This window comes from Kordiimonas sp. SCSIO 12610 (assembly GCF_024398015.1).
Lineage (GTDB): Bacteria > Pseudomonadota > Alphaproteobacteria > Sphingomonadales > Kordiimonadaceae > CANLMI01.
This window is the reverse complement of the sequence record NZ_CP073747.1, coordinates 839,123-851,298: the sequence shown is the minus strand read 5'-3', so window position 1 is coordinate 851,298 and position 12,176 is coordinate 839,123. Positions and strand designations below refer to the sequence as shown.

At 45.0% G+C, this 12,176-nt stretch carries 8 protein-coding genes and 1 tRNA gene; all 9 read left to right on the top strand.

Annotated features, from left to right (window positions below; translation table 11 throughout):
- The first annotated feature begins 322 nt into the window (after positions 1-322).
- The 9 genes from KFF44_RS03920 (at position 323) to KFF44_RS03880 (ending at position 12,175) form a co-directional block, all read left to right on the top strand.
- Positions 323-398 (top strand) — tRNA-Val (locus KFF44_RS03920).
- Positions 399-698: 300 nt separating this feature from the next.
- Positions 699-1,970, top strand: coding sequence for a hypothetical protein (locus KFF44_RS03915; RefSeq protein ID WP_255937465.1), 1,272 nt, complete (start codon positions 699-701; stop codon positions 1,968-1,970).
- Between the two features lie 746 nt (positions 1,971-2,716).
- Positions 2,717-3,721: a hypothetical protein gene (locus KFF44_RS03910; RefSeq protein WP_255937462.1), complete on the top strand. Its 1,005-nt coding sequence runs from the start codon at positions 2,717-2,719 to the stop codon at positions 3,719-3,721.
- 702 nt (positions 3,722-4,423) lie between these two features.
- A complete protein-coding gene (locus KFF44_RS03905; protein ID WP_255937461.1) occupies positions 4,424-4,804 on the top strand; it encodes an energy transducer TonB in 381 nt (126 codons plus the stop codon).
- Positions 4,805-5,028: 224 nt separating this feature from the next.
- Complete coding sequence (locus KFF44_RS03900; RefSeq protein WP_255937459.1) at positions 5,029-6,066, top strand: N-formylglutamate amidohydrolase; 1,038 nt, start codon at positions 5,029-5,031, stop codon at positions 6,064-6,066.
- Positions 6,067-6,553: 487 nt separating this feature from the next.
- Positions 6,554-9,124: a calcium-binding protein gene (locus KFF44_RS03895; protein ID WP_255937458.1), complete on the top strand. Its 2,571-nt coding sequence runs from the start codon at positions 6,554-6,556 to the stop codon at positions 9,122-9,124.
- Between the two features lie 64 nt (positions 9,125-9,188).
- Positions 9,189-9,929: a hypothetical protein gene (locus KFF44_RS03890; RefSeq protein WP_255937457.1), complete on the top strand. Its 741-nt coding sequence runs from the start codon at positions 9,189-9,191 to the stop codon at positions 9,927-9,929.
- A 122-nt stretch (positions 9,930-10,051) separates the two neighbouring features.
- Positions 10,052-11,029, top strand: a complete 978-nt coding sequence (locus KFF44_RS03885) for a UDP-2,3-diacylglucosamine diphosphatase (protein ID WP_255937456.1) — start codon at positions 10,052-10,054, stop codon at positions 11,027-11,029.
- Between the two features lie 6 nt (positions 11,030-11,035).
- The gene (locus KFF44_RS03880; protein ID WP_255937455.1) at positions 11,036-12,175 is read left to right on the top strand and encodes a glycosyltransferase family 1 protein; all 1,140 of its coding nucleotides are present in this window, start codon (positions 11,036-11,038) and stop codon (positions 12,173-12,175) included.
- Position 12,176 lies beyond the last annotated feature (1 nt).

Genomic DNA, 12,176 nt, shown 5'->3' with positions numbered 1-12,176 from the left:
CTTGCAACCTTCCGGCCTTTTGCATTCCTGCTTTTTAGCCTGAGCACTTTTTACTTCTGACACTTGGGCCACTGCCGTTCATTGGCATAAAGGCCAAAGCAGCATAAAAGCGAGAGCGATTTGCCAGATTTCTGGGATATCGTTTGGGATATGTTCTTGGACTGTCTTATGGCGCTATTTCTGACATCGTTGGTTTTCTGTGCGATTTCCTGTTGCACCTAAGATTGCGATTGTGTAGACAATGACGGCGCTCGGATGATCCATCATCAAAGGGCGCGGATACTAAGGGCAAAAGCCTTAGGCATCACCCCATCCTGATCGTGGTCGGTTAGCTCAGTTGGTAGAGCGTTTCGTTGACATCGAAGAGGTCGCTGGTTCGAACCCAGTACCGACCACCATTTAAATCAATGACTTACTGATTTTATGCTCGTTACACTCTTCATTTTTCGGGGAGCAATCGGGGAGTTAATAGCAAATCCGGCTGCAAAAACATCGTCCAGATAACGCGTTATTGCAGCTTGAGCATAGCCATGATAGTCCGTTCATAGGTTGCATATATCTCTGTTTCACTGTCGTTGATTCTGTACACAAACTTGAATTAAAAAAGAAACACTAACGTGATGGAGGTCACAGTACATAACGCAAATGCTTGTTATAAGCACATATTGTTCTCGTAGTAATATTTGGGAATTACGCTTATGGCGAAAGCTAAAAATGAGAATTTTGACTCCGATAGTTTAGAGAAGAAAAACGTTCGAGAATTCATCAGTAATAATGGATATTTCATATTAGAATTCTGTTTCGGTGTCATTTTTTGCCTTGCAATATACTACCTTATTTTCAATTTAGAGCCATTAGCTTCTCTTGCGATTGATAAACAGCTTCTCTTATTTTTCGGTATGGTTTTTTTCGCTTTAGCTTTTGGCGTAGTATTGCGGGAAGTACGAAAACTGTTTTCTAAAATGGCGCGTAAGAACAAAAGTATCATTCGTGCCTTTGTTTTCACTATTTGTGGAACAGTTTTAGTGTCTATAGCTTCATTTTTAGATGACGTTACTGATTTAACATCTTGGATTACACTTTTTCAAAGCATTGCTGGATCCTTGTGGTCAAATCTACTGTTTTTTGGCCTGATTAGCTTATTGATATTCTTTATTCAAAGCCGTGAATATGAACGCACAAGAAAGGTCGAGGAACGCATAGATATTCTATTTAACAGAGAAATCGAATTTGAAGCCGCAGAAATGGATTATCTAAAGTGCGAGATAAGCAAGGTCGCTACCGACCATGTTGGTCAAAAATTGACCATAGATTTGGTAGAAGTTGACATGGAAAATCAATGCTTCAAATTCCATATAGAACGCGACTTTCATGTTAGAAACTACACTAAAGATGTTGAGGCAAGGTACGTTCCTGAAGTCAGCATTACTACCGACGCAGTGCCAGATGACGGGAAATTTGGAAAGCTCAAATTTCTAAGTTATTTCAAAATCAATTTTGATTCGCCAAAACGCGGTCGATCTATCGAAGATTATACAACAGGCAAAGGAGAAATGCGTCTTATTGATAAAGAAATTGAACTTATACCAGAAGTACCTTTAGTTATAGATGACCTGAAGGAAATCACTATCAAACCGGATGAAGGCTATGTGTTTCGCGTTGCCTATGAAGCTTGGCAACCATTTAATGAAAAATACGATTTATCGTTATCAAGGCATTGGAATTACGTAAGTTTTGATTTCAACAATCGCTGCCGAGAAGAAGTGGATATTGAATATACATTCCGACAATTAGATGATAATGAACCACACACGACTAAATCAAAAGTTATAGGACATGGAAAACTGACAAACCAAAGTGAAGAAAATATCCCACTTGACACACATCTAATAATTGATATTAGTTTGCATGATAGTACGGTAAACAACTCAGAAAAAACTGTAAAAACCAAGGGAATATGGCCGTTTTAAGGCAGTTAACACCTTGTAAAGTATGATAAAATATACTATATTGTAAATGTGGGTTGGAAATTATTTTGGGCGGCTTATTATGGAGAATCAAATGCTAATTACCGACAAAACCAAAACAGCCATAACGGATAAAACGAAAATCCGTGATAAAACCAAATAGATTTCCCTATTTGACCACCGAAAAGGTGGTTTTTTATTTGAACCCGCTTTTGCGGGTTTATTTATGCCTACTCCTTTCTCAGGAATGTAACATCTTACGCCTTTCAAATGATCAGAAATTGTACTCATAATTCTTGTAGTTGGTTCACGGAAATCATTATGTGTGATCAAACTAAACTAGACTGAATCTTGATCTAACTTGTCATCATCAGGATGTGGATATCTGTCCTTTGGTTCCAATGATGCAGCAAACGTATTAGCGAGCCACCAGATAATAAACCCGCCAATGGCTGGAAAAAATCCAATCCACCAAGCGCATAGACTAAAGATCAAAATGCTGAAGGCTAATTTCTTTTTGTTCATTTTATACACATGGCTGATTTCAGGTAATTTACAACTCTGACGCCAAGTGCTGACATTCAGGATCAAGTGCAACAGCCCCACATCTCCTGTCCCGACAAACTATTCCCCCCTTCCCGGACACGAAAATCCTGTTTCGCGACACGAAATATATTGTAGACATTATTTCAAGCAGCACACCCTGAATTCCTCAGAGTACCGAGCTGTATCCAACGATTGAGTTTAGAATGAGCGACACACAAAAGCACAAAAACCCACCTTCAAAGAAAACAGAGGTGATTGAACTTCGTCTATCGCCTGATGATAAAGCAGCCTTTATGGAGGCCTGCCGGATGGAAGGGGCGAGCGCGAGCTCGGTGCTGCGTGATGGGATAGCGGTTTACCTCAGGAACGGATACTTCGGTGAAAACAGAAGGAGTTATAAAATGCTGATATCCGGTTTAATCATGGGCGGCGCCTTAAGCGCGGCCCTTTTTACCCTGCCCCCTTATTTCACGGAACAGGTTCCCCCAATTGTCGCCCAGAATTTTGCCCAGTATGACAAAAACACGGATGGGTATGTTTCCCTGAGTGAATATTTGGCGCCGCTATCGAGTAGTACAAATATCGTTACGGTCAAAAGCGGGAAAATAAACCTGACAAGCGACGTGGATATTTCCAAAATAGAGGGGGATTTGAAAGAAACAGTGGCCGACCTGATCAGTGCGCAAAACCTGAACGGGCAAGATTTTATCAAGGTCGCCAAACAAAGCGAGGCTGACCGCCCCTGCCGGGAAGCGATGATCGCACAGGGCGCATCCGATAGAACGCTGGAATTTGGCCGCCTCGACGAAAATAATGATAATAAATTATCGGTTAGGGAATTCGCGGGCTCCATCATTATTCCAAAGCGCGAGACCATGCATGCCATTTTCAATAGCTATGACGCGAACGGTGACGGCATTCTGATAAAGGCGGAAATGGACGCCGTGCCAGAAAACCAGATATTCTTTCTGAAAAATGCGGTTAAAGCAGAAAAGCGGGTCGCGTACCTGCCCGAAGCATGCAGAAACGTGGCTGATGTCGATACAAAAACGTTTGATCAAGGCACAAAGGTTATTGCCAGCCTGGGTGCCTTCAAATTTTCAATCGATGCAGCGGAAAAAAGAGAAAAGTTTGAAAATTTTGACCAAAATTCAGACGGTAAGGTAACGCTTAATGAATATCTGCGTACCAAAGGCATGATTTTATAGGCCAAAGCCCCAAGCTGATTATATGGTCCGACTATAAGGCCTCGTTACTGGCTCAATTACTGGCCCGATTATAAGGCCGATTACTGGGCTAATTTCAGTAACCACGTTTAGGACCGGATTACAAGACACCCAAAGCTGACCAGTTCTTCTGGTCAGCGCACAAATTCCGTATACCCATAAGAGCACCCGCATATTGCGGGATGAGTTTTTATGAACCAACAGGTTCAAAGGCATAATGCATTAGCGCAGACTTATAATGGTAAATGAATATGCCTTGGCAACCATTATTGCAATTGACAATGATTATCATTTGCAATAATGGTTTGATCAGCGTTACCGATGTGTGGTTGCTTCCCGCTCATTTATTCCACGCCCGCTCCTCCAAGCGTTTCGATAGCGCCCTTTAGCCCGATGTTTAACCTCCATCGGGCTTTTTTCATGCCTTACTCCCAAGAACGCGTGCACGCCATCAAAACATTAAAATTTCGTTAAAAAATAACCGGTTAGCCATGCTTAAAACGCATAGCTGGAAACCGCAGAAAATAATTGATTCATAAAAGCTGCATAATTATGAAACGCGCCAACGTTAAACATGTGCTCAACAAATGATGGACATAGAAATTGCTGTTTGGCTGATGACGATAACAGCAAATGATCGAATACCTGATTGATTTACAGATTTGAAATTCAAAGGACACCAAAATGACTAAATTCGTAAACACACTTTTCGCTGCATCTGTTCTTGCAACTGCAATCGCGGCACCAGCATCTGCAAAACTTGCTGCTGACAACGACCTCGTTGAAAATGGCTGGAACGCGCAAGCGCACAATTACATTGTAAGCAACATGAACTACCCACTACGCGCAAAACGTGCGGGTATCGAAGGCCAACTTAAAGTTCGTGTAAAAGTATCTTCAAGCCGCGCTGTAACAGGTGTTGAACTTCTTCAAACATCAGGCAACCGCAACCTTGACAGAGCAACAATCACTGGCCTCTTTGGCCTCGATAGCTTCCCTGCTCTTCCAGCCGGTGTTGCTTCAAAAACTCTTGTTGTTCCAGTAACATACAAAATTGCTCAATAATTCGATTTCGATCGGAATTATTTTGGAAAGGTCAGGCAGTTTGCCTGGCCTTTTTCTTTGCTTTTTGGTTAGCGAACACCAAACACAGAAACCAATGGTCGAAATTCACTCGTGACATATATTTTAAATGTCGTTAGTCTGTTGCTGTTTCGTTTCAATATAATCGTGTATGTTTGGCATACCTGCCATAAGTGCGCATAAGGGTAAAAGGGACGACCTTTATTGTGTCTGAAGAAACTGACCAAAAAAGTGAGCGTACGCAAACTCAAAGCATCGACGCAGGCAATCGCCAATTTGACCCGCAGCCTGCGCGCGCGCCCAACGCACCCTATCTGATTAAGCGCAATTCAGGCCCAAAAACGCCTTTTATTTTTGCGGCACCGCATAGTGGGCGGCATTATCCCACCACCTTTGTTGAGCAAAGCCAGCTTTCGGCAGACATGCTGCGCATAAGTGAAGACGCGTGGGTAGACAAACTTTTTGAACATGCACCGCAGTTTGGCGGCACGCAAATCATCGCGACCTATGGTCGGTCCTATGTTGACTTAAACCGGGCTTCCGATGAATTAGACCCCGCGATGTTTTCCCCCATGCTGGATAAAAATATGGTTCGCGAAAGTCACCGCGTGCGGGCGGGCCTCGGCGTTATTCCAGAGCTTGTTGCCCCAGGCCAGAAAATATACAATAGCCCTCTTCCAGCCCGTGAAGCTGAAAAACGCATTAATGATGTCTATCATGGTTATCATAACGCGCTTCGAAACTTGATCAGCGAACGCAAAACTACCTTTGGGCAGGCTATATTAATCGATTGTCATTCAATGCCATCTGTGACTGACCCAAACGAACGTAGTGCAGAGAAAAACCACGCTGATAGCGGTGACAAAAAGGGCAAGGCCGCGCGGTTAATCAGCGGCCTAACCAAGAAAAAATCACGCTCTCATGACGCAGATATTGTGCTGGGTGACGTTTGGGGATCATCATGCGATAGCATGCTAACCGCGCTTGCAGAGAAATTATTGATAAACGAAGGATTTAAGGTTGTTCGCAATATTCCTTATGCGGGTGGGTATGCGACACAGCATTACGGCAAACCCAAGAAAGGGGTTCATGCGATCCAAATTGAGCTCAACCGCGCGCTTTATATGGATGAAATTACCCTCGAGCCCTTACCCCAGTTTCATGCTATTCAACGCAAGCTCAGTCGGTTTGCAGCAAACCTGATGAGTGAATTCGGAAAGACCGTTCGGGTTGCAGCGGAATAATTGCTGGCGTTATTCCATTCACAGGCTATCAATTAGGCAAAAAAATGGCCACGCACACCGGCGTGGCCCAGGCTCAGGGAGGAAACACCCAAAAGGGTATTAACGTAGGAATGACCCTACACTTCTAAGATAGCGACTAAATTACTGATTTCAATAAACGCTGACTTCACGATAGATTGAGCAAATACGTCATGATATCAACACATTGATATAAAAAGAGTTTTTCCTAATCTATAGTTGGTTCGGGAATAATATTAATTCCATTCATCTTCTATTCACTTAATGATATTTTGAGAAAAACAGACCACATTGTCTCAAAATAATACATATTTATCAATATGTTAGATGATACCCTATATTTGCTTGTTGCCCAATTCATCAATCGTTAAGATACACATCATATTTTAACGATTTAGCCTTAACCACAAGGTTTTCATTCTTTTAGTAACAAGCCAACCAGTTGAGTCGCTTGCCAGGAGTAACGTAAATGCCAGAATTAGGGACGCCAAACAGGATAGGCAGTGAAGAACAGTTAAATGACATCACGACCAACCTTCAGGACAGGCCGAATGCTACGCTTCTTCAAAATGGAAACTATGTAGTTGTTTACGATAGTAATCAAAACGGTACTTTTGATGTTTTTGCCCGTATTTTTAACGCTGATGGCACTCCTGTTGGACCAGCCTTTTTGGTACATGACCCTAGCGCCAGCGTAGAGGTATTTGGTGAAGTCATCACGCTTGCAAATGGCAATTTCGTAGTCGCATGGCGAACAGGTAGCGGCGCTGCAAACCTTGAGCTTAGAGCCCGTGTATTCACACCTGATGGCACACCCGTCACAAGCGAATTTGCCGTTAACGACACCTCGGTCGGATTACAGAATAACCTTGTTATTGAAGCCCTTGATAATGGCGGTTTTGTCGCGGCTTATACCTCTGCGGCCTCGCCAGGCGATGATGCAGACGGAAACAGCGTTCTCGCCAGAATTTTTGACGCAAACGGTAATGAAACTGTTCCAGAATTTCAGGTCAACATAACCACAGCAGGTAATCAACAGGAACCTGACATTGCTACGCTCAGTGATGGCTCTTTCGTCATCACTTTTGACGCCGCGAATGTGGATAGCAACCTCGAAGCCGTTGTCTTTCGACGCTTCGCAGAAGATGGAACGCCCCAAACAGGGGAAATCCTGGTCAATACAGTAACCAACAGTTCCCAGCAAAATGGCCGTGTTGTTGCACTGGAAAACGGTGACTTCGCCATTGCTTTTCAAGACCAAAATGGCACCGACGGCAGCGTTGGAAACGGTGTCTTTGTAAGGGTTTTTGACGGCGATACCAATGTTGGTGGCGCGGTTACGCAGGTAAACACCTTTGTAACAGGTGATCAGCTAAACCCCGAGATCGTCGCAACAGAAGACGGCGGGTTTATTGTTGCCTACATCTCAATACTACAGGTCAATACACAGGATATTTTTGCGCAACGATTTGACGCCTCGGGCACCCCTATCGGCGACGAGTTCATGGTCAACGAATTTAGCACGCTGACGGGGTCCGTTAGCTTGGCCGCTCTCAACGGTCGGCAAATCCTGACACTATTTGGTGCAAACGAAGATGGTTCCGCGTCCGGCGTGTTTGGCCAACTCCTGACAACGAACCAAGCCCCGTCCGGTCCGGAATTAAATGCTGTCCCTCTTCCTGAAAATACAACATCCGGCGCTTCAGTGGGAACATTATCAGCAACCGATTTTGACGGCGATATTGTATCCTTCACCACATTCGACGACCGATTTGAAATCATTGGCGGCGAATTGTTTGTGCGCGAGGGAGTATCCTTTAATTTTGAAGCCAATCCGGTTATTTTTGTTCCTGTTATTACGACGGACACCGATGGCGCGAGCAATAGCGGCTTCGTAGCCGTCACAATTCAGAACCTTATTGAGGCCGGGGTCACTGTCTCCAATCCTCAATCCGCTGCTGATTTGGTTGGCGGTGAAGGCGACGATTTCATCAACGATGATAATACATCCAGTATTTTGCGCGGTAACGACGGTAACGACACACTTGTTGGCAACGACGGCAATGACACACTTCGCGGTGACGCAGATAATGACCAGCTTATTGGCGGTAATGGCAATGATTTCATATCGGGTGGACTGGGTGACGATGTAGCCGATGGTGGAACCGGAAATGATCAGATTTTTGCCGGCGAAGGTGACACCGGATCCGATAGTTTTCAGGGTGGTGAAGGCGATGATATCATCGGCGGCGGCGCAGGCGACGATATTCTGGTTGGGGACGGCGTCGGTGACAGCGCTGATAACCTCGCCTTTGAAGATGGAAGCTTCCTGATTGACGGTAGTGACACAATTTTCGGCGGCGCTGGTAATGACTTAATCATCACCGGAAGCTTCAATGATAATGTTATCCCTAATGGCACCGTAGACCCGTTTGAAATTTTCGGTGCGATGAGCGATGTAGCATTTGCGGGTTCAGGCAACGATACGATCTTTGCGTCAAGCGGAAGCGATGTCGTTGGCGGAGGACTTGGTAGTGATGTTATCAACACATTTGCAGGGAACGATACAATCTTTGGCGGCGCAGCCAATGTTACCCCCGGTGACGATACAATCAATGCGGGCTCTGGCGACGATCAGGTCTTTGGCGGCGACGGGAATGACAGTATTTCAGGTGGCTCTGGCAATGACGAGCTTTTCAACGGTACTGGAAATGACATCGTTGATGCGGGCATTGGCGATGACACGCTTTTCGCGGGCGCGGGCGACGATGCCCTAACCGGCGGCGTGGGTAGCGATACATTCTTTTTTGCTGCCAATAGCGGCATCGATCAGATCACAGACTTTAACGTTGCTGAAGATATTATCGATCTGTCCTCAACCATTACCAATTTTGCAAACGTCAGCGATGTTGTTGCGGCTATCATTCCAAATGCATCGGAGCTAGTGGATGGTATCACCATTGATTTAGGCGGTGGAAACAGTGTTTTCCTAAATGGCATCACACAGGACGATCTAAACGAAGCGACGTTTATTTTTTAACGCTGTTAACACAATATTTATTCATTTGTATCAGACTGCTGGCAATCGTTAGCAGTCTATAGATATGAAAATGTATCCAAGCTCACTAAATACCATAAAGAAGAAAGTTATTACCTGCCTGGTTGCTGGTGCAATCGGCTTACTGATACCTTCATCTTTTGCTTACGGCGATGAAGATGTGCTGCGTGTTTACACACACGGTGAAACTTCCGTCGGATATAAAAACGCGGATGGTACCATCACCGGTGAAGCTGTTGACAAATTAAGCTGCGCCATGGGCAAATTAAATCAGGACTATCATCTATCGATAGCGCCCTTGTCACGGGCGAGAAGCATTACTGATAGCGACAAGCCTTCCATATGGTTTCCATCCAGCTTTGAAGGGGACCGTGCACGCCTTGAGCATTTGGCGGGGCCAGCAGGTAATCTCGTCTTCAATTGGCATATGCGTAAAGACAGCGATCTTGATCCAAAGTCCGAGGACTTTCATAAAAACGCGACAGTTACGACCTTTTCCGGTTCACGCATGATTGGCTGGCTGAAGGAAAATAACTACAATTATATTGTCGGAAGTGCAGACCCAAACCGATTGGTATATATGCTTCTTTCAAAACAAGTCGATGCCATTTTATCCGTGCAGCTCGGAGAAAGTGCGTCCCCGTCTGTAAAGAAACAGATAAAAGAAGGCATCAAACACATCACGCATAGTGAATTCCAAACAGCTTTTCATTTTTCTGATGGTATGCTGAAATCGAGGCCAGAATTCGTGAAGCAATTTCGCGAGGCTTTGCAAACTTGCTCTTAAGATTTCGCGGTTTGAGCAAAACTTTCTTAAGCACACTCTTCAAAAAATCGTAACCATGCCGCAATAGTTCTGTCACTAAACACCTCCATTCTGGCTTCATGAAAACTATAGGCCAGAATCCGATGCTAGAGACCTCAGCTGCTGATTTTAATCCGGCCAATTTGCTGGATAGTTCTGAATTTTCAAAAGATGCACTCAACTATTTGAATGCACCTGAAACGACCCACAAATCACAGCATAAAAAACTACAGCATTATCATGCGGTTTTCATTTCCGACACACATCTGGGTACCAGGGCAGCACGCGCTGATTTATTACTCGATTTTTTAAAATCCATAACCTGTGACAAACTTTTTCTCGTCGGGGATATAATCGATGGCTGGCAGCTCAAAAGTAAGTGGTATTGGGACACAGCCCATAATGACGTTATTCGCCGTGTTCTCAAAATGGCTAAACAAGGCACCGAGGTTATCTATATCCCTGGCAACCACGATGAAGGTTTTCGCGGATTTGAAGGCTATAATATGGCGGGTGTTTCGCTTGCCTATGAAATGATATACGAAGCCAAAGACGGCAAACGCTACTGGGTCCTGCACGGCGACAAATTTGATGGTGTCGTGAAATATGCAAAATGGCTCGCCCATCTGGGTGATCATGCCTATGTGTTCTTGCTGAGGTTAAACACTGGTGTCAATGCTATTCGCCGCCGTCTGGGATACCAATATTGGTCGCTGTCTGCGTATCTGAAACACAAGGTCAAGAACGCAGTTGAATATATCGGCAAATACGAAGAGGCCGTTGCCTTAGAGGCGAAACGCAAGGGTGTAGACGGCGTCATTTGCGGTCATATCCACCACGCGGAAATTCGTGATTTTGATGGCACCGTATATATGAACGACGGTGACTGGGTCGAAAGCTGCACAGCGCTGGTCGAACATGAAACTGGCGAATTTGAAATCCTGCACTGGGCAGAACAAAAAGCCAAACGTGAAGAAAAGAAACTCCGCAGACTGAAGGCGCAGCGCAAACTGCGCAAACAGAAAAACAAAGGCAAAAAGAGCGATAAGCCAAACGCTCCGGTTGCCGTTCCAGCCGAGTAATTGATCATGCCAGATACGTCTTTTCAGTTTGAAACTGACACACAAACGATTCCAGTAAAAAAACAACACCGCATATGTATCGTAAGCGATGCATGGCACCCGCAAGTGAACGGTGTTGTGCGGACACTTGATACACTCAGGAAAACCCTGAGGCGGCCGGGCCACCGCGTGTTTATGCTGACACCGAAAATGTTCAAAACAATTCCCTGCCCCACCTATTCTGAAATCAGACTTTCCATGACATCGCCGCGGGTTATTGGCAAAATTCTAAAGCGCTGGAATATTGATGCCCTTCATATCGCGACGGAAGGGCCGCTTGGCTGGATGGCACGCAATTGGTGCATTAAAAATAAATATGCCTTTACCACGGCGTATCACACAGCCTTTCCAGAATATATAGAAGCAAGAACCCCCATAAAAGCCGATTATCTTTACCCCGTTTTTCGCAGGTTTCATGCGGCGAGCTCTGCAATTCTCGTCGCGACACCAACGGTACAAAGACAACTGGAAAACAAGGGCTTTCAAAATATCAAAAGCTGGACCAGAGGGGTCGACACCAATCAGTTTTACCCCCGTGTCAACAAAAGCTGGGATTTTAAAAGCCCTGTTGAATTATATGTTGGCCGGGTTGCGGTTGAGAAAAATATTGAGGCCTTCCTCGATATTCCGACAGAGGGGACAAAGGTTGTGGTTGGCAACGGCCCGGCCCTTGAAGAGCTGCAAAAGAAATATCCTGACGTCAAATTTATGGGTGCATTGTTCGGAAGTGAACTGGCGGACGCATACTCATCGGCTGATGTTTTTGTTTTCCCAAGCAAAACAGACACATTCGGACTTGTTATGATCGAGGCACTGGCGAGCGGGACACCCGTTGCTGCCTATCCGGTCCAAGGTCCGGTTGATGTCCTTGGCCCAGATGGGACCGGCCCCTTCCCGGAATGGCATGTGAGGATTGCAGCGCTTGATGAAGATTTATCGATAGCAATTGCCAAAGCAAGCGAATGCGACCCGATCAATTGCCACACATTTGCCCGTAAGTATGACTGGAACGCGGTCGCAGAACAATTTCTAAGCGCACTCAAATTTCAGGAACTCGAACCACAACACGAGCCAGAAATGCTTCCCACCAAAGTTCCAGCGGAATAAA

Excerpts from the sequence above, each read along its gene's own strand:
- KFF44_RS03915 (WP_255937465.1), top strand. The coding sequence starts at position 699 with ATGGCGAAAGCTAAAAATGAGAATTTTGACTCCGATAGTTTAGAGAAG.
- KFF44_RS03910 (WP_255937462.1), top strand. The coding sequence starts at position 2,717 with ATGAGCGACACACAAAAGCACAAAAACCCACCTTCAAAGAAAACAGAG.
- KFF44_RS03905 (WP_255937461.1), top strand. The coding sequence starts at position 4,424 with ATGACTAAATTCGTAAACACACTTTTCGCTGCATCTGTTCTTGCAACT.
- KFF44_RS03895 (WP_255937458.1), top strand. The coding sequence starts at position 6,554 with ATGCCAGAATTAGGGACGCCAAACAGGATAGGCAGTGAAGAACAGTTA.
- KFF44_RS03890 (WP_255937457.1), top strand. The coding sequence starts at position 9,189 with ATGAAAATGTATCCAAGCTCACTAAATACCATAAAGAAGAAAGTTATT.
- KFF44_RS03885 (WP_255937456.1), top strand. The coding sequence starts at position 10,052 with ATGCTAGAGACCTCAGCTGCTGATTTTAATCCGGCCAATTTGCTGGAT.
- KFF44_RS03880 (WP_255937455.1), top strand. The coding sequence starts at position 11,036 with ATGCCAGATACGTCTTTTCAGTTTGAAACTGACACACAAACGATTCCA.